Genomic DNA, 19,482 nt, shown 5'->3' on the forward strand with positions numbered 1-19,482 from the left:
TTTTGATTTTTAGTTTTGACTATCCGTTAACGGTTGTCAACGGTTGCTTGCGATTTGCGCGTGCGCACAAAACTTACGCAAAGCAGCGCAACAACTACGATTGCAGCTACGACTTGCGCCGAAATCGTTTCAACGTACGGATAGAATCCAAGCCAATCGTTAGTTGGCAAGCCTTGAATATACGCGCCAGCGAGCGCATCACCCTCTATAAGCGCATGCACACCTCCGCCAGCAAAAATCACCACTAAAATGCACATAAGCGCACTTGTTCCTGCAAAGAACGGGCGAATCGGTATGCGCACAGACGCAAAGCGAATCAGTAAGAAGATTACAACTAGAACAGCAGCTGCGGCCACGAATCCGCCCCAAATCATGGAGTCAGCTCCGCTTGATACAGCAAAAATCGCCTGGTAGAAAATCACAGTTTCTGCGCCTTCGCGAAACACTGCTAGGAAGCTTAGCAACGCTAGAGAAATCAGGCTGCCTTTAGAAACAGCTGCCGTCGTTTGGTTGCGAATATACTCGTTCCAAGCTTGCACAGAAGATCTTGAAATCATCCAATTGCTTGTGTACAGCAGCATAAGCATTGCAAACAGCGCCACAACGCCTTCCGTAATCTCTTGCTGCGGTCCAGAGCCATTGAACAACAATCCAAATAGCGCAGCAACAACAAGCGACGCCGCAATTCCAGCAACAAGACCCATGTAAATGTACTTAACCATGTGCTTGTGCCCAGATTTAATAAGATATGCGATTATTGCAGCAACAACCAGCAGAGCTTCCAACCCTTCGCGCAACAAGATTATAAAAGCCTGACCAAAGGAGCTTGTTATAAATTGCATAAACACATTGGCATTAGCCGCCGCTCCGCCGTCTAGCTTGGATGCATCTTCAATAAGCATTGACTTAAGATCTGTAAACAGCTTTTTTGTTTGCGCAAATGATTTGCCATTGTTCATAGCCTGCCTGCACTCTTTGAATTGATATTCAACAGTGCTTACTCGGCTTCCGCTTATTGCGTTCATAACGTTCTTCTCGAAACCGAGCTTTTCGTAATACTGGTAATAGGCTTCGTTCACTAAATCAACAGCTTTTGCAACTTCTTGCTTATTTGCTTTTGCTGCTTTATACGTTGATGCAGATTTGTCGAGTATAACGTTCATTTCTCGCGCTACTTGACTCCAAGTTCTGCCGTTTCGCCCAAGATTCTTCTTTTTTGCAGCATCGAGCTTTTTGCGTTCTTTTGCGATTTGCGCACGCAATTTGGATGCATAAACATTCGGCTTATCTAGATTTGCATTTGAGTCTAATTGAGATGCTGTTTGCGCAACGTCTTCTTCTAGAGCAGATACAACTTCACTAATTTGCGCGGCCTGATTTGGTTGATATACCAGCGTTTGTAACTGTTGGAATTGGTCACTTTGCGATTGAACTTTATTCTGACTAATCGTATCTCGCACAACTGTAATCATGTTTGAAGCTACATAAACAGAGTTGTATGCAGCTTGAAACCTGGTTGCTGCTCCTGCCATATTTGCGTTTGCATACTCGCTTTTGCCTTGTTCTAGCTGACTTTTAATAGCTAAAGAAACTTCCGACCAAGTGTTGTATGTTTTATTGGCATCCGTAGCATAAGCAGGCGTTGGAGCTGCGATTAGCCCAGCAAACCCAGCAACACCAGCAATTCCAGCAAACCCTATTGCGCAACTTACAAAAACGCATATCGCAAGTAAAAATGCATACACTTGCTGTGCTTTTTGGCGCGCTTTTGCACACGCGTGCATAATGTCTCCATATCTCCTTTGGCTCTAATCCCCATCGAGCGCACCCAACTTCTTTTATTTTCGTTCTATTTTTTAGTTTTGCTGGAGCTTTTATCTTTAAGTTTTAGCTTCAGTTTTTAGTCTTCAGTTTTAATCGTTCAAATTTTTTGGCGATTTCTACGCGGTTGTTCTGTTTTGCTAGAACTTGTTCCGTTTTGTTATATTTGAAGTCGCCTCGCAAGTAACCCCATCAACATAATATCGATATATCAAGTAGATTGATATAGTTCAGCGCAAAAAACTCGCAAATATTACAAAAATGATATTGATAACGATAATTATCAATCTTTTTGCGAATCGTATTGAGAAAAGCCAATAAGCCCAACAAACTCATTAAACATGTTTCTCATACTTTCTACAATGCGACTTTTCTTCTCAGCGCGCGCCTTAGCCGCAGCGCCAAATCTGCTCATTCTAGGCATTAAATCATTAATGTCTGTACCAAGCTCACTCACTTCGCCAGCGCTAAAAGATTTCTCCATAAACTTGCGAGTCAAAGCATCGTTTAATCCTTCACTTTGCACGAGTTGCTCCAAATCATGATTATACTTTTGCTCAACATACTCGCTCCAGCAATCAACAATGCTCAACTTGTTGCCGTTAGAATCGTAAACGGTAATGTTACCTTCAGAATCCACAAGCTTCCCAAGCTCATTCTCGTTAAGCTGCGCAATAAACCCTTCAATAAGCTTCTTTTTACTACGCAACTGCGGGCTAGAGTCAACCGCCACCCTAATAGAGGCAAGAACATTTTTATCTTTACAATGCTTGCTATGGTAATGTTCTACTAACATCAAAATGTAGTCAATATTTACTTCTACTTGGCGCACAAGCTCCATCTCAAACACAACATCATCCGTAATGTCTGCAATCTCGCCTTTTTGCTCTTTGCGCTTCCACTCTTCATGCAAATCTTGGTAATGCCCCAAGTAATCTTGCATATCGCGCTCTTTGATTATTTCGTTGCCTTCAAATTGATCAAAAGCTTTCAGCATGTTACGCAAGCGCAAAATATTGCTAAAAAGCGATATAAACTTTTTCTGATTCTCTTCTCCAACAATGTTGAATCCTTGCAGCGGATACTTTTCCATAAGCTCATTTACTAAATCACTGTATCCGCAACGCTCAATTCCTTTATCGTCAACGTAACCGTTGAAAATCTGCTCAAACGTAGGGCAAAGCACAATTCCTTGCGCATCTTTATCTCCAAAAAGACTTACCGCTTCGTCAACTCTATAACTCAAATCCCTAAAGCACACAATGTTTCCGAATGTTTTAACGGAATTTAAGATTCGATTTGTGCGCGAAAACGCTTGAATAAGCCCGTGCATGCGAAGATTTTTATCTACCCAAAGCGTGTTCAAAGTTGTTGCATCAAAACCAGTTAGAAACATGTTGACTACAATCAAAACGTCAATTTCCTTATTTTTCATGCGAAGCGAAACATCTTTGTAATAGTTTTGGAATTTGTTATTTGACGCATCATACGCAGTATTAAACATTTCGTTATAGTCTTTTATTGCGCTTTCCAAGAATTCTTGCGAATTTGCGTCTAGCTTTGCAGTACTTTCGGAATTTTCTTCTCCAAGAGAACCCATGCCGTTGGCGTACGCCGAAGAATCTGACTCACCCTCGTTTACTGCATAGCTAAAAATAGTTGCTACTTTTAAGCGTTCACTTGGAGGCAGATTTTGCTGCTGCTTTTTGAACTCGTTGTAATACGCTTTTGCAAGAGGAATGTCTGCAACAGCAAAGATTGAATTAAAGCCGTTTACGTCAACTGCTTCAGAAGATTTTTTAGTCTCTAAAGTATTATGCTTATCTGCAGCAAGTTCTTTAACGTTAATAATGCGCTTGTATTTGTAAGTTTTCTCGTTGCGATACGTTTTTTGACTAAAATGCTCAATAATGTATTGAACAACATTATGCACGCGAGCTTGGTGCCTAATTACATCTGATCGATTAATATCTTTAACCAATTCGTCGGTTGCTTTTTCCAGCTCGCTCGACGTTTTTACAGTAGCAACGTATTCCACACGGAATGGCAACACGTTTTTATCGTTAATCGCGTTAATGATTGTGTACGTGTGCAAGCACGGTCCAAAGGTTTGCTCGGTTGTAGAAATATGCGCAGCGTCGGAGCCAGCAGCGTTCGCTTCAAAAATTGGCGTGCCAGTAAACCCAAAAAGCAGAGCATTTTTAAAGTGTTTTACAATATCTGCATGCATGCCTCCAAACTGGCTTCTGTGGCATTCGTCAAAAATAAACACTATGCGCTTTTTGTAAATTTCATGACTTGGGTTGCTGCTTATAAACCTACTAAGCTTTTGAATAGTGGTTATAATAAGCCTGCATTTTTCGGTATTGTCTTCTAGCTGTTTTGTAAGTACAGCTGTTGAAGTGTTACTATTTGCGGACCCTTTTTCAAACGCGTTATATTCTCTCATTGTTTGATAGTCAAGATCTTTACGGTCTACAACAAACAAAACTTTGTCAACAAGATTCTTGCCTTCTGCGTCTTTTAACGCTTTTACTAGCTGCGATGTTTTGAAGCTAGTTAGCGTTTTACCAGATCCAGTAGTATGCCAAATATATCCGCCCTTTTGTCGCTCTGCTGCCGGTATTTTGCTTGCATTAGCAAACATGTATTTTACGCGATCCACTATGTTTTCTGCTGCAGTAATCTGGTATGGTCGCATTACCATCAAGCATTTGTCTGCATTAAAAACGCAATATTTTGTAAGAATGTTAAGAATTACGTGCTTTGCAAAGAAGGTTCTAGCAAAATCGCATAAGTCGTAGATTATAGTGTTTTGAGCATCGGACCAATAGTTTGTAAATTCAAAACTGTTACTTGTTGTTGTTTTGCTAGATCCTCTACTTTTCTGCTCGTTGTACGCATTATTGCGAGTTGAGTTAGAGTAATACTTTGTTTCAGTGCCATTTGAGATTACGAAAATTTGCACGTATCCAAATAGTCCGCTTCCAGCCCAAAATGAGTCGCGAGCATAACGGTTAATCTGATTGAACGCTTCTCTAATAGGCACGCCTCTGCGCTTTAGCTCAATGTGAACCATTGGCAAGCCGTTTACTAGAACAGTCACATCGTAACGATTGCTACGCGCAGGGCCATTTGCATCATTATTGTTTGCATTATCGTTTGCATTAACAGCATATTGGTTGATTACTTGCACAATATTCTTGTGAATATTTTCTTTGTCAATAATAGTAATGTTCTTATCTGTGCCGTCATCTTTTTTGAGTATTTTAACGTTATCTCGCTGAATAGTATCTGTTTTCTTAACTATATCGTCAGTGCTGTTTGCAATATTTTCTTTGAAAAATCTTTCCCACTCGTCATCTGAAAAATGATAGTCGTTGAGCTTTTCGATTTGCACTCGAAGATTTGCTATAAGATCTTTCTCGTTGTGAATGTGAGCGTACTCGTAGCCTTGGGATTGCAAAATGTTAATGAACTCTTCTTCGAGTTGCGCTTCGCTTTGATAGTTGCCGTTATTGCGCGCGCTCGGCGTAAACGTAGACATTACAGTGCTATCTTGATTCTCTAACACAATTTTCATTTTGCTTCCTTCTTACTCACATCACATCTTTTTCACAATTTGGGTAAGAGGCAAAGAAGAACCCCCAGGTTTGAGCACTGTTAGTAGGCTTAGGGGGCTGCTATTACTGGCAAGTTTAGCAGACATTTCTTACCTCCTCAATCTCTTCGGCGAGTCTCACTAGAAATGTAATTTATGTAAATTGTAATACTAAATACGCTTTTATAGTTTACTTTACATAAATTGTGCATAACTACATTACGCACGCTTGAAGGTTAGGAGTTGATCGCGATAATACTCGTATTGCTTGCGACGAGCTTCGATTTCTGCAGGCAAGCCTTGAGTTAAATCATTGCAAAGTGCGTCAAATCGATCCAGAATTTGTACGATTTGGCGCTGCACTTCTAGAGGCGGAACGGGGATTTCAAAATTAGAATATGTGCTAATCCAAAGACGTTTGTGTTCCGAAGAAGAAAATCCAAGAAGTGCCATCCAATGGTATAAATATCGTATTAACACATTAGGCTTCGCTGTAATCATTTTCATAGCAGATGATTTAACTTTAAATGGAAAATCAACCCATTGAATTGCGCCAGTAAAATCATCAAAAATAATTACAGGATTATCTTTTGATGCTAAATAAATATTATCTAATTCATCTGTATATCCAAGTATGAAGCTCTGTCCAGCAGTCAATACTGGAGTAGTAAAAGAATCATCATATCTTGTACTTTTTACAATATATTTCGTTGGCTGCTCATAATCCGCAATATCGCCAATCTTCTTATACTCCACACCGTTTGGGCAGTAGCGTTGGATAAGCGAGTATAGAGGATTATTATCGTTGAAGGTGAGCAAGGTATAGCGATAATACTCGTATTGCTTTTTACGACCTGTAAGCTCTGCTGTAAGATCTGCTGTAAGCTCTGTAAACGTATCTAAAATCCGCACAATCTCCGCTTGCACATCAAGCGGCGGCACTGGGATTTCAAAATCTTCAATCATTGGTTTCCGTATTGAAGTAACGGTAGCGCTTACTGCTTTACGAATAATAAATCGCTTAAAATTAGACTTAAAATAGTAATATGCAAAACGCGTGTTAACTATTGGCTCCTCAAAATGTACACGATACACACGTTGGTGCAATGCATATTTACCTTTTATGTAATGGTAAATATCACCAATCCCACCTTCACCAGGTATTATAATTGCTTCTTCGTCGTATTCCCAATCGTTTTTACGCTTTATATTTTCAGAACGCACAAAAAATGGATATAGACCATCTTCTTCTGCTTCATTACCGTTACTTTTCCCAGTTTTTACATCCGCAATATCGCCAATCTTCTTATACTCCACACCGTTCGGGCACAATTCAGCGATTAAATCCTCAAGTTTGCTAGTCATTGAGCCACCTCGCTATTATCAGAATTAACGCTGCCAGCTTCAATCTCACTTACAATTTTCTCAATTTGTTCGCGTAACTCTTGCTCGCGAGCGCAAATCGATGCAATTTGCGAGTTAAGCTCCGTAATATCAATCTTTTCGCGAATATCTTCCGCTTCAACATATGTGGAAACAGAAAGATTATATTTATTGGACTCCACTTCTTCCAAAGACGCTACGTGCGCAATATGCTCCACATCTTGCCTAGAAGTGTACCAGTTAACAATCTGCTCAATGTTCTCATCCGAAAGCTTGTTACTATTCGTTGACTTTACAAACTCTCGGCTAGCATCAACGAACAATATAGAAGTGTCGTTTTGCTTATTTTTGCGCAAAACCATAATGCATGTAGCAATCGAAGTGCCAAAGAACAAGTTGCTTGGAAGTTGAATCACGCAATCAACAGCATTATGCTCAATTAAATATTGGCGAATCTTTTGCTCGGCTCCACCGCGGTACATAATCCCAGGGAAGCAAACAATAGCAGCAGCACCATCTTCCGCCAGATGCGCTAAACAGTGCAACACAAACGCCATATCTGCCTTGCTTTTTGGAGCAAGAACTCCAGCTGGAGCAAAACGAGGATCGTTAATCATCAACGGATTAGAATCCCCCTCCCAACTCGTGGAATAAGGCGGATTAGAAACAACTAGCTCAAACTTTTTATTAGCATCGATTTGCGGATTTATAAGAGTATCGCCGCAAGTAATAGTAAACTTATCAAAATTCACATCGTGCAAAAACATATTCATGCGGCACAAGTTGTAGCTAGTAACGTTCTTTTCTTGACCGTAAAAACCGCCATTAATATTTTCAATGCCTAGCACTTTTTTCGCTTTTAGCAGAAGTGACCCAGATCCGCATGCTGGGTCGTATACGTCTGAAATGCTTGATTTTCCAACGGTTCCAAGGCGCGTGAGCAGCATTGAGACTTCTGCAGGCGTAAAGTATTCGCCGCCAGACTTGCCAGCGTTCGAAGCGTATAAGCCCATCAAATACTCGTAAGCGTCACCAAAAGCCTCAATCACATTGTTGTTTACACTGCCAAGCCTCATCTCACTAATCACTTGTAATAACTTAACAAAACGCTTATTGCGGCCTTCAACAGTGTCTGCAAGCTTAATGTTATTCACATCGTAATCGGAGAATAATCCCTTAAAATCGCCAGACGAATCAGTGCCTTGAGAAGAAGCTTCAATATTGCGGAACACGCGGCTTAATGTTTCGTTTAGATTGCTATCTTGAGGAGCGTTCTTAAGCACATTGCAAAACAGTTCGCTAGGAAGTATAAAGAAGCCTTTTTCACTAATCATGTCACCGCGAAGAGGCTCTGCATCTTCATCGCTTATTTTTGCATAATCAAAGTTTGGATCTCCGCCTTCAGATTCATGCTCATCTTTATTAATATAATCGCATAAATTCTCGGAAATATAGCGATAAAACATTGTGCACAATACGTATGCTTTGAAGTCCCAACCATCAACTGAACCTCGCAAATCGTCGGCAATCTTCCAAATCGTGCGATGCAATTCCGCGCGTTCTTCTTCTTTGCGAGTGTCCATTTGCTGCTCCCTATTTGTGCAATTTGTGCAAGCGTATGCGCAATATATAAGCTAATTAAACAAGCGCAATATTACGCAATATTACGCAATAATTAAATAAGCGTTCTTTAATATTCTACTGTAAACGCGCACAATCAGCAGCAACGCCACTCGCATCGCTTAGCCTAGCTTCGATTCTTGCAAGCAAGTTAGCTCGCATAGTCATTATTGGGCATTAGTTGGCATTATCCTGCATTATCCTGCATTATTCAGCATCATTCGGCAAAAAAGTGCGCTGGGAATACGCGCGTTTTGCGAAGCGCACTATTTGGCGAGATTACAGCAAACTCAGCACTGGTAGTTTGCACGATTTTTTGCAAATCGCTTTCTTGCGATACAAACAACGCAGTTGCGAGCGCATCGGCGTAAGCTGTTGGAAAATCGCAAGTTTTAGCAGGAATATAAACCCAACTTGCGCATAAATCGCAAGCAGGAATGCCATCAAGCGCATTAATCAAGTGAGTCGCAATTAAATTAGACTCAAAGCCACTTGCATCTTTACCTAAGCAACTTGCTTCTTTTACTTTCCAACGCTTTCTTGCACTAGACGATGCACACAATGCTCCGCTTGCGATTGATGCAACTGCAACTGCTTGAGTTGTGTCAAACGGATTTTCCAGAGCCACTTTTATTTGATCATTCTCTTCGCTAAAACAAGCGCGCATATCACCGCCAGCGTTTACAAGAAAATCAAAATCCGCATGCGAATCGCTATCCGCAGGCATCTCACTACCAAGCTCCTCTTTAATAATCTGTGTTACAAGATCTACAAAATAGCCCTTTCCAGCTGCACCAAAATCAAGCTGCACTGGCTGATTTGTGCAAAGCGTTGCACGGCCGCCATCTTGCGAAATATCCGACCAAGCAATCGGCAAAGAGCGGCGATAATTAGCCCAACTGCCTATATTAGAACTCGCGCTAGCTGCCGACTCTGGAACGAATTGCACAGAATTATTGTAGCCAAGCGCAAGCAGATCCGCGCCAATGCACGCGTCGAAAGCGCCATGCGTAGCAGCGTAAAACTCGCTATAAAGCGCAAAAAGTGGCTGAACCCACGTTGGAAACTCAAACTCGCCACCATGCTCCGCACAAGCCATGCGCGAAACAAGCGAATCCGCACGAAAGCGCGAAAGTACCGATTCATACTCTTCAACAAAAGCGCGAATCCGCTTCTGCACGCGCTGCGAAATCGGCACGCTGCTAGAGATAATAATCCCAGTTCCAAGCGCGCGCTCAATCGCCACAACGTTCCTAAACATCGCTTTCCTCACGCAAAAACATCATTTGCCTTACTCCCAACATCAAACACTTTATCAATCATAAAAAACCACAACAATATCCCCCAAAAGCCACAAAACAGCAAAATGTCGTCATGGTTTACAGGCAGTCGCATTCTATACCTACATTTTGGCAAAATGAAGGCATAGCACGCAAAAAATACTCATCTATACCTACATTTTCGCAAAAACGCACTATAGAAACATAGGTAGCATCGACAACATCAACATAACGCCACTCGTTTCGAGTAGCATGATTTACGCGCTTTAATGCCAAGCAAACCTCACTTCGCAAAACCAGCCAAATCCCACTTCGCAAATTTGAAAATTTTTTAATTTTGCGAAGTGAGAAGACATTCACGCAAGCCTCAAAACATAATAAACAGAAAGCAATAAGCGGAATACAAAAGGGCCTTCGAGCGTGAACGCAAGCGAACACAAACGAAAGCCCTAAAACACTAGCATCTACTTGTAATTCCTACTTATAGACCCTACTTAAGCAACCAATCAACAATGTTTTCAACGCGAATGCCCTCGTAATTATCATCTAAAGCCTTGCTCAAAGTAATAACCAGCTTTTCGTAATTATTTTGGATCTTACGAAGCGGCTTTAACTCTCGCTCGCGCACAGACTCATCCATCATGCTTTCAGTTACTTGAATATAAAGCTTTTCGGAAGCAGAAGTCGCAACAAAATCCACCTCCAAATTATCTATTTTGCCAACAGCAACATCATGTCCGCGCCTTAAAAGCTCAAAGAACACAACATTTTCTAGCGCATGCCCTCTATCTCTGTCTCTAAATCCGAGCAAATAATTACGCAACCCAATGTCAACAATGTAATACTTGCCAAGAGTGCGCAAATAATCCTTTCCTTTAATGTCAAAGCGCTTAACGTCATAAAACATGTAAGATTCTTTTAACGCACTAACATATGCGGATATAGTTTGAGTTGCAGGCTTGCCGCCGCGCGCGCGCAAGACGCGAGAATTATTATCAACAGCATCAAGAAGATTTTCAGAAGAAAGCGTATTACACACAGAATTTAATGACGTATTGTTTCCAATATTATCTGCCAAAAACATAATGATTTTTCTAAGAAGATCTGCGTCTGTAATCTGCCTTTGCCCGCGGCGCTTCTCGCGCTCGAGTATATCGCGAACTACTACAGTGGAATAAATTCCGTCCAGCAAAGTCATTGCACTACTCTGATCAAAACCTGATTCTAAAGCAATATCACAGATTGCAGGCATACCACCGTAACGCATATAAGCTGCAAACAAGTCATCAAGCTCTACACTACTACCATTCGCGCTCACCGCTCTTTTTTTCAAATCGCCGAGCGGAGACTTATATTCTTCAATGGAATAATCCTGAAAATCAACGAACTCTTTGAACGAAAGAGGATACATTTTCACTTCCACATACCTACCAGACAAGTACGTTGAGTACTCCGAGGAAAGCAGGTATGCGTTAGAGCCAGTTATATAGATATCGCAATCAAAATCTACACGAAACGAGTTAATTGCATCTTCCCAACGATCTATACGCTGAAGCTCGTCAAAGAAAAGATACGTTTTTTTAGGATGCTTAATACTAGAAGACTCAATATCAGCGGATTCAATACTGTTGGATTCAATACTGTTGGATTCAATCCGACTTTTAACGTAATTGTATAAGTCTTTGTAACTCATATCTTGAAACTCGAGCGACTCAAAGTTTATAGATATAATTTGATTTTGCTCAACCCCAGAGTTGAGTAGATACTTTTGCATGAGCTTAAGCAGAGTTGACTTGCCGCAGCGACGAATACCCGTCACAACTTTTACAGGCTCTGTATCTTTGAAAGCTATAAGCTGATTAAGGTAAATATCGCGATTTTTAATATTTTTGCCGACTATTGCAGGGCGATTACTGCGCATTGGCATATTTGCGCTTCCAAGTAACTGTTTTTGCAAATTTACCATAATAAGTCTCTACTCCGCTTTAGAAAATTTAGAAATTCTTAAAACAATGCTTACGTTGATTGCAAAGTCACAAAATTGCATAGTCATAAACTTTATGAATTTTACAATCTTACGAATCTTATAAATATTATGACCTAAACTTCGATTTTTCACAAGTTTAAGTCATTTATAACCTAAACTTTTATTTTTCGTAAGTTTAAGTCATTGATAACCTAAACTTTGGATTTTACACAAGACGGTTCACTTTCAAAACTTAAAAAATATTACAGTTTTGAAAGTAGAAATACGTGTTTGCTTTCAAAAGTGAAAAATACTACGATTCCTACGACATTGAAGGAATACGCGTAATAGACATAGCGCAATGGCTACTTAGCGCAAACTAAGTCAAATAGCAGAACGCAGCAAACAAAACGCAATCGGAAAACACATAAGCAGAATACAAAAAGGGCCTTCGAGTGTGAACGCAAACGAACACACGCGAAAGCCCTAAAACAATAGCGCTAACACGCAGCAGTAATATTAATTAGCTACGCACCTTACGCAACACTGCACCAGAAGCAGCAAACATCAAAGCAGCAAAAGCCACAAATGCGCCACCAACACCAGTAACAGGCAAAACACCCTTACCATCACCCTGGCCAGACGTACTATTCGCAACAGTAATATCCGTCCAAGCAAGCTGATTACCATCTTCATCAACAAGAACAACAGTATGCTTACCAGAATAACCAGCAGGGAACTGCGCATCAAAATAAGGAACACCATCAGCACCAAGCTTAACAGTCACAAAATCACTACCATCCACACTACGCAAGAGCTTAGGAGTGGAATAAATGAACGCATAAGCACGCACAGAGCCCTCGCTATGCAAGCGATTAAGGAACGCCTTGTTGTTAACGTTCACAGAAACCTTGTTTGCAGAACCTGCAACAGCAATGTTGTTGGAGCCAACCTTTAGCGTACCTTTTAATTCTGGCTTAAGCTGATCAACGCTAGCAGGAGCCGAAGGAACTACAGCTTTAGTTTGAGATGGCTTTTCAGAAGACTCAGGTTTTGCTAATCCAGGCTTTGCAGAAGAATCTTGAGCATCATCAGAATCGGAAGCGGAAGGAGCAGATGGAGCTTTTTCTGCAGGCTTATCTGCAGACTTATCACCAGGCTTATCTGGAAGAACATCACCAGAAGCTCCTGGATTCTTTTCACGCGCACTATTCTTGCTCTTCTTAGCTTCTGCAAGAAGATTCTCTAAAGCAACCAATCTAGACTTCTTAGAGTTGCGAATCAAATTAGCTATAAAGTGGAAGCCTTGATCATCTGCTTGCTTAGCTAAATCTTCCTTTTCTTCCTTATAGTTTTTAATAGCTTTCTTAAGATTTGCAGAAATCTTATTATTAAATTCTACGGCAGCAGCACCAGCTTGATTTGCTTCAGCAGTAGTAAAGTCAGCAAAAGTCTTATTACCAAAACTCTTTACAACTCCAAGGAACTTTGCAACAGCAGCCTTTTCATCACCAGTAGCAGTAAACATTCCCGTGTTAACTAGCTGAGCTAATTCAACGGCATTAGTATAAGATTTTTCTTGGCCATCGCGACGCTTTTGCAATTCTTTTCTAAAGAATTCAATCTGGGAAGGCGTAGCACTTTTACCACTTGCTTTTAAAGCCTTAAGAAAATCTTCCTCTGATGTCCCTAGGTCTACAATGCCTTTAATTGCACTATCTGTAATTGTTTTTTGAGCTTCGTTAAATAAAGCACGAGCGCCACTAAAAGTCGCAGCTTTGCTCATAAGCGTAGCAGTAAAGTTGAAACCTTTAGCTTTTGCTTGCTTAATTAAGTCTTCCTTAGCATACTTCTCTGCTTCGTTAAGCAAATTCTCTAAAGAAGATAAAGAACTGTAATTAGACTCTTTAATCTTGTTAGCAACTAAAGTAAGACCCTCATCTTCAGCTTTTTTAACTAAAGCAGCTTTGCCATTAACATATGCGCTTTGAGCCTTATCGCGCTTATCTTTAGTCTCATCTTGTCCATTAGAACCAAAGAAAATTTGATTCGCAGACTTGAAGTCGTTAGCTTCACGCACCTGCTTAGCAAGCTCATGCAAACCAATAACGTCGAGATGCCTAGCACGATACTCAACAATCTTGTCATCTACGTACTTAACAACAGCATTGTTAGCATCACCGCTACCAGTAACCTTTGAATCGTTCTTGCTAACGTATTTTAAAAGCTCATCAATTTCACTTTTAAGAAGACCAGAGTTTTTTACACGGTTTTCGAGCTTCGCTACAGAAGGATGCTTAGCAGATTCTCCACCGCTATTCGTTTGAACTGTAGTCGCGCTATTAGCCAACGCTGGCATTGCAAACGCAATTCCCGAAACAAAAGTCGCTACCGCTGCAAATGCGGCAATCGCTTTTTTACTTAACATACTTTTCCTTTCCTCTCATCACGAATCATCGTGCGAAGAGCCTATTTGCTAAAACAGCACAATAAGTGATTCAATTTAGGCTTAAATTAAATCATTACAAAGTATACAGATACCCTACCCCCCTAATGTATTGTTATAACCTTTCCATAACAGATAAACAGACCAAATAAACAGACCAAATAAACAGAGATAAAACAAAAACAGGAGCTGCGATAAATAATCGCAAACTCCTGCAATATACAAGCCGATTAAGCTTAGGCCTTATAAAACCGTAAGAGTTAGGCTTAAATCACTTTTGCATTGGGCAAAACGTTGCCGTCTTTATCAACATTGCAACTATGCTCAACAGCAATCGTAATGTGATCGTTGTCAACGGAATAGAAGCCATCAGTCACCTTAAAAACGTGACGAACGCCTTGCAAATCGTCAACCTTTACAAATCCGTGATCAATCAACGCAAGCACAGCCTCATGCCCAGGAAGAACGCCCATTGTGCCATTCACAGAAGGAATAACAACAAACTTGGCATCGCCTTCCCAAACAGGATGCCTGGCTGCAACCACACTAACGTGCAGCGTTTTCACTTGCTTTTCTGCCATAATCACGCACCAAACTCTTGCTGCATATCGTGCCAATGATGCTCAAGATCGTCGATGCCACCAATGCCAGAGAACGCCTGCTCAGGGATCTCGTCGTAAACGCCATCGCAAATGCGCGTAAACGCCTCAATCGTCTCGTCTGCTGGAACATAAGAACCTGGGCGGCCAGTAAACTTTTCGGCCACGTAGAAGTTCTGACCAAGGAACTGCTCAATCTTACGAGCGCGGCTCACAGTGGTCTTATCTTCTTCACCAAGCTCATCAATACCAATCAAAGCGATGATGTCTTGAAGCTCCTTATTACGCTGCAAAATGGCCTTTACGCGGTTAGCGCAATCGTAGTGAGCCTGACCAACATAACGAGGATCCAAAATTCTAGAAGTAGAAGCCAAAGGATCCACAGCTGGGTAAATACCCTTAGCTGCAATGTCTCGCGAAAGCTCGGTAGTTGCATCCAAGTGCGTAAACGTTGTTGCAGGTGCAGGATCGGTGTAATCATCTGCAGGCACGTAAATAGCCTGAAGAGACGTAATAGAATGGCCGCGCGTAGAAGTAATACGCTCCTGCAACGCACCCATCTCGTCTGCCAAGTTTGGCTGATAACCAACTGCAGAAGGCATACGACCAAGCAACGTAGAAACCTCGGAACCCGCCTGAGTGAAGCGGAAGATGTTGTCGATAAACAGCAACACATCCTGATTCTGCACATCGCGGAAGTACTCAGCCATAGTCAAAGCGGTAAGAGGCACGCGAAGACGAGTCCCAGGAGGCTCATCCATCTGACCAAAGACAAGCGCCGTCTTCTCCAAAACGCCAGCCTCAGCCATTTCGCCAATCAAATCGTTACCCTCACGAGTACGTTCGCCAACGCCAGCAAACACAGACACACCGCCGTGGTTCTGAGCAACGCGCTGAATCATCTCCTGAATCAACACGGTTTTACCAACGCCTGCACCACCAAACAGACCAATCTTTCCGCCCTGAACGTAAGGCGTAAGCAAATCTATAACCTTAATGCCTGTTTCAAACATTTGAGTCTTAGACTCAAGCTGATCGAAAGCAGGTGGGTTGCGGTGGATTGGCCAGCGCTCAGTCACCTCAATGTTCTCGCCTGGCTTAGCGTTTAAGATATTGCCAGTAACGTCAAAAACGTGACCTTTTGTAACATCTCCAACAGGCACAGAAATTGGGCCACCAGTATCTCGCACTAAAGCACCACGAACCAAACCGTCCGTAGGCTTAAGCGCCACTGCTCGCACAGTTGAATCACCAAGGTGCTGCTCAACTTCCAATGTAATCTCGTGGACGGTATCTCCTTCCGTGTTTCCAACGGTGTTGATATCAACCTTGAGAGCATTGTAAATATCTGGAAGATAGCCAACTGGGAACTCAACGTCAATCACGGAACCCTGAACACGGGTTACGCGGCCAGCCGTTGGGTCGCTTTCCTTTGCATCTTCTGGAGGTGCTGTGGTCTGATTTTCAGCCATATGCTCCTATTCCTCCTCATTATTCAGCGCATCAGCGCTGCCGATAATCTCGGTAAGTTCTTGTGTAATGGAAGCCTGGCGAGAAGCATTAAGCTTTCTCGTTAAATCATCCACCAAATTGCGGGCGTTGTCTGTAGCCGTGTGCATAGCATTTTGCCTACTAGCTGTTTCGGAAGCTGCAGATGTAAGCAAGCATTCGTGAATACGCGACTGAATATACTTTGGCAAAACTGCATCCAAAACCTCGTCTGGGCTAGGCTCAAAGCAGTATTCCACAGCATCTGGATTGCTGCGACTAACAGCTTCTTCACGCGCCGAAACCGCACCCGTAGACGAAAGCGAAGCAGAAGGGCCAGAAGCCGCCTCGTAGTCAGGCCTATGCATAGCAAACTCTTCGCCGTCTTTTAACGGAACCAGCTCAACTGGAAGCATGCGTAGCGTACGAACCTTTTGCCTCACCATGTTTATAAACTCAGTGAACACAATGTAAAGCTCGCTAACACCGCCATCTTCTTCGGGAGTCATGTACGCGTCCATTAAAGTATCGGAGATTCGCTCTGCGATTGTTACATCAGGATGATCCGTAGACCCTTCCCAAGTGCCTGCAACGTCGCGATTACGATACTTGTAATAGGTTGCACCTCGGCGACCATACACATACAACTCTGCGTGCTTTCCTTCGGCGTCTAACTTTGTAAGCAGTGCCTCGGTTTCTCGAATAATCGAAGACGTAAACGCGCCCGCCATTCCGCGGTCGGAAGTCAACGCCAGAACGGCTACGCGATTGCCTGCACGCTCTTTTCCAAAGATTGGATGCTTAATGTTTGCTTCGTGATGAGCTACCAACGCCTGCACGGCATCGAAAATTGCGTCGCTGTATGGCTTAGCGTTAAGCGCAATATCTCGCGCTTTTGCAATATGCGAAGACGCAATCATTTCCTGAGCCTTAAAGATTTTACCCAAAGACTGTGTGGAAATAATTCTCGATTTCAATGCAAGTTGGGAAGACATACGCTACTTCCCCTCAGACTCGTTATTGCTTGAATCGCGACCATCCGACTTTGGCTTTGCAACAAGCTTTTCCTTCTCAACAGGAGCAGGATTCTCGGCAGGAGGCAAAGAATCCTTAACAATCAAAGGCTTTCCTGCAGAAGTCTTAAACGACTTACGGAAATCTTCGATTGCTGCATCAAGCTTTGCTTCTGTCTCTTTTGTAAAGTCCTCGGTATCGCGAATCACTTGCAAAATGTCGGTTCCCTTATCTAGATAATCCAACATTTCGCTTTCAAAGCGAAGCACGTCTTTTACAGGAATGTCGTCTAACTTTCCATGAGTACCAGCCCACACGGAAACAACCTCTTGCTCCATGGAACGAGGCGAGAACTGCTTCTGCTTAAGCAACTCGGTTAAGCGAGCGCCACGAGTGAGCTGAGCCTTGGAAGCTGCATCCAAATCGGAAGCAAACATTGCAAAGGATTCCAAAGACTTGTAACGAGCCAGCGAAATCTTAAGCATGCCAGAGACCTTCTTCAAAGCCTTGGCCTGAGCTGCGCCACCAACACGAGACACGGAAATACCAACGTCGACTGCTGGGCGCTGACCTGCGTTGAACAAATCGGACTGCAAGAAGATCTGGCCATCGGTGATAGAAATCACGTTGGTTGGAATGTATGCAGAAACGTCATTTGCCTTGGTCTCAATAATTGGCAAGCCAGTCATTGAGCCTCCGCCCATATCGTCGGAAAGCTTTGCGCATCTTTCTAGCAGACGAGAGTGAAGATAGAACACGTCGCCTGGGTAAGCTTCACGCCCAGGTGGGCGACGAAGAAGCAAAGAAATCGAACGATATGCTTCTGCTTGCTTAGACAAGTCGTCGAAAACAATCAAAACGTGCTTGCCGTTGTACATCCAATGCTGGCCAATTGCAGAACCAGTGTATGGAGCAATGTACTTAAAACCTGCAGAATCCGAAGCTGGGCTTGCAACAATTGTTGTGTACTTCATAGCGCCTGCTTCTTCTAGGCTTTGACGTACAGATGCGATTGTTGAACCCTTTTGTCCGATTGCTACGTAAATGCAACGAACTTGCTTCTTTGGATCTCCACTTTCCCAGTTTGTGCGCTGGTTAATAATCGTATCGATTGCGATTGCGGTTTTACCAGTTTGACGATCACCAATAATCAACTGACGCTGACCGCGGCCGATTGGCGTCATCGCGTCAATGGCCTTTAGGCCAGTAGACAAAGGCTCATCCACAGGGTGACGATGAATCACGTCTGGAGCCTGGGCTTCAAGAATACGACGCTCCTTGCACTCAATCGCGCCAAGACCATCAATTGGATTACCCAATGGGTCTACTGTACGACCAAGATAGGCGTCTCCCACTGGCACAGATAACACTTCGCCAGTGCGGTAAACTTCCTGCCCTTCTTCAATGCCCGTAAAATCGCCTAGAATAACCACGCCGATTTCGTGAGCATCAAGGTTAAACGCTAGACCCAAGGTGTCGTTCTCAAAGGTGAGCAGCTCGTTTGCCATGCAGCCAGTCAATCCAGCTACGTGCGCAATGCCGTCACCAGCCGTAACAACATAGCCAACTTCTTGCGTTGGCATGTCTGCTGGCTTGTACGAGTCAACAAACCCGTCAAGTGCCTTGCGTATAAGGGCGGGATCAATAGATAGTTCCGCCATAATTCTCCTTAATTTATTACTTCACTGCCTGTGTCCAAGCGCCATTGCGCGCAGAACGCTGCAGCTGCTTAAGCTGCATTAACATTGTGCGGTCTGTTACTTGATCGCCAATACGTATACGCATTCCACCAAGCACGTTTGGATCTACGATTGGGTTTATGTATGCACGATGACCCAACTTATTGCTGTAAATCTCAATCAAACGCTTGATTTGCTTATCCGTAAGAGGCTGAGCGGTTGTAACAGTAACCAAAGTTTCGCCTGCTTCGCGCTCAAAACCAGACCATGCGCCGCCAAAGCTGCCCGTCTTGCCACTTTCTGCGCCACCATGCCAAGTTCCTACCAGGTAGTGCATAATGCGCAAAACAACGGGATGCGCCTTACCTCCAATAAGCTCGTCTATTAAGCGAGATTTATCTTCCGAAGACCTATTTGGATCGGTAATGGCGTCAGAAAGCTCTGGATACTTTTCGATCGTATCCATCATTGTTGAAAGCTCATCAGATATGCGCTGAGCTTCGTCATGAGCATCTGAAATGGCTTGCGCAAGCGAAGAACGCGATAAGTTTTCGCTTACTCGCGATGCCTTTTCTGGCATCCGTA

The 19,482-nt window shown here is 42.8% G+C and carries 12 protein-coding genes; all 12 read right to left on the reverse strand.

The annotated features are described in order from the left end of the window. Window positions 1-26: 26 nt before the first annotated feature. Entirely contained in the window at window positions 27-1,784 is a 1,758-nt protein-coding gene (locus MAF46_RS04785; protein WP_060785821.1) for an FTR1 family iron permease, read from the reverse strand. 320 nt (window positions 1,785-2,104) lie between these two features. Further along, window positions 2,105-5,404: a type I restriction endonuclease subunit R gene (locus tag MAF46_RS04790; RefSeq protein WP_060785820.1), complete on the reverse strand. Its 3,300-nt coding sequence runs from the start codon at window positions 5,402-5,404 to the stop codon at window positions 2,105-2,107. A 237-nt stretch (window positions 5,405-5,641) separates the two neighbouring features. Beyond that, window positions 5,642-6,787, reverse strand: a complete 1,146-nt coding sequence (locus MAF46_RS04795; RefSeq protein ID WP_060785819.1) for a restriction endonuclease subunit S — start codon at window positions 6,785-6,787, stop codon at window positions 5,642-5,644. Continuing rightward, window positions 6,784-8,388, reverse strand: coding sequence for a type I restriction-modification system subunit M (locus MAF46_RS04800; protein WP_060785818.1), 1,605 nt, complete (start codon window positions 8,386-8,388; stop codon window positions 6,784-6,786). Before MAF46_RS04800 ends, MAF46_RS04795 begins: the two co-directional genes overlap by 4 nt. Before the next feature lie 254 nt (window positions 8,389-8,642). Continuing rightward, window positions 8,643-9,671: an FAD:protein FMN transferase gene (locus MAF46_RS04805; protein WP_060785890.1), complete on the reverse strand. Its 1,029-nt coding sequence runs from the start codon at window positions 9,669-9,671 to the stop codon at window positions 8,643-8,645. A gap of 524 nt (window positions 9,672-10,195) precedes the next feature. Further along, on the reverse strand, window positions 10,196-11,671 hold the full coding sequence (locus MAF46_RS04810; RefSeq protein WP_196485398.1) for an ATP-binding protein: 1,476 nt from the start codon (window positions 11,669-11,671) through the stop codon (window positions 10,196-10,198). Between the two features lie 523 nt (window positions 11,672-12,194). Beyond that, the gene (locus MAF46_RS04815) at window positions 12,195-14,099 is read right to left on the reverse strand and encodes a hypothetical protein (protein ID WP_060785817.1); all 1,905 of its coding nucleotides are present in this window, start codon (window positions 14,097-14,099) and stop codon (window positions 12,195-12,197) included. Between the two features lie 284 nt (window positions 14,100-14,383). Then, window positions 14,384-14,698: a F0F1 ATP synthase subunit epsilon gene (locus MAF46_RS04820; RefSeq protein ID WP_004131539.1), complete on the reverse strand. Its 315-nt coding sequence runs from the start codon at window positions 14,696-14,698 to the stop codon at window positions 14,384-14,386. A gap of 2 nt (window positions 14,699-14,700) precedes the next feature. Next, the gene (gene atpD / locus MAF46_RS04825) at window positions 14,701-16,188 is read right to left on the reverse strand and encodes a F0F1 ATP synthase subunit beta (RefSeq protein WP_060785816.1); all 1,488 of its coding nucleotides are present in this window, start codon (window positions 16,186-16,188) and stop codon (window positions 14,701-14,703) included. A 6-nt stretch (window positions 16,189-16,194) separates the two neighbouring features. Further along, on the reverse strand, window positions 16,195-17,199 hold the full coding sequence (locus MAF46_RS04830; protein WP_004131536.1) for a F0F1 ATP synthase subunit gamma: 1,005 nt from the start codon (window positions 17,197-17,199) through the stop codon (window positions 16,195-16,197). 3 nt (window positions 17,200-17,202) lie between these two features. Beyond that, window positions 17,203-18,879, reverse strand: coding sequence for a F0F1 ATP synthase subunit alpha (gene atpA, locus MAF46_RS04835; protein WP_016795901.1), 1,677 nt, complete (start codon window positions 18,877-18,879; stop codon window positions 17,203-17,205). Between the two features lie 16 nt (window positions 18,880-18,895). Next, window positions 18,896-19,477 carry a F0F1 ATP synthase subunit delta gene (locus tag MAF46_RS04840; protein WP_004131534.1) on the reverse strand — a complete coding sequence of 194 codons (582 nt, stop codon included), beginning with the start codon at window positions 19,475-19,477 and terminating at the stop codon, window positions 18,896-18,898. Window positions 19,478-19,482 lie beyond the last annotated feature (5 nt).

The organism is Gardnerella pickettii (assembly GCF_029226345.1).
In the GTDB taxonomy this organism is placed as follows: Bacteria; Actinomycetota; Actinomycetes; order Actinomycetales; family Bifidobacteriaceae; genus Bifidobacterium; species Bifidobacterium piotii.

What these genes read in the sequence shown, in the direction of transcription:
- MAF46_RS04785 (WP_060785821.1), bottom strand. Translation starts at nt 1,784, where the DNA reads ATGCACGCGTGTGCAAAAGCGCGCCAAAAAGCACAGCAAGTGTATGCA.
- MAF46_RS04790 (WP_060785820.1), bottom strand. Translation starts at nt 5,404, where the DNA reads ATGAAAATTGTGTTAGAGAATCAAGATAGCACTGTAATGTCTACGTTT.
- MAF46_RS04795 (WP_060785819.1), bottom strand. Translation starts at nt 6,787, where the DNA reads ATGACTAGCAAACTTGAGGATTTAATCGCTGAATTGTGCCCGAACGGT.
- MAF46_RS04800 (WP_060785818.1), bottom strand. Translation starts at nt 8,388, where the DNA reads ATGGACACTCGCAAAGAAGAAGAACGCGCGGAATTGCATCGCACGATT.
- MAF46_RS04810 (WP_196485398.1), bottom strand. Translation starts at nt 11,671, where the DNA reads ATGGTAAATTTGCAAAAACAGTTACTTGGAAGCGCAAATATGCCAATG.
- MAF46_RS04815 (WP_060785817.1), bottom strand. Translation starts at nt 14,099, where the DNA reads ATGTTAAGTAAAAAAGCGATTGCCGCATTTGCAGCGGTAGCGACTTTT.
- MAF46_RS04820 (WP_004131539.1), bottom strand. Translation starts at nt 14,698, where the DNA reads ATGGCAGAAAAGCAAGTGAAAACGCTGCACGTTAGTGTGGTTGCAGCC.
- atpD (WP_060785816.1), bottom strand. Translation starts at nt 16,188, where the DNA reads ATGGCTGAAAATCAGACCACAGCACCTCCAGAAGATGCAAAGGAAAGC.
- MAF46_RS04830 (WP_004131536.1), bottom strand. Translation starts at nt 17,199, where the DNA reads ATGTCTTCCCAACTTGCATTGAAATCGAGAATTATTTCCACACAGTCT.
- atpA (WP_016795901.1), bottom strand. Translation starts at nt 18,879, where the DNA reads ATGGCGGAACTATCTATTGATCCCGCCCTTATACGCAAGGCACTTGAC.
- MAF46_RS04840 (WP_004131534.1), bottom strand. Translation starts at nt 19,477, where the DNA reads ATGCCAGAAAAGGCATCGCGAGTAAGCGAAAACTTATCGCGTTCTTCG.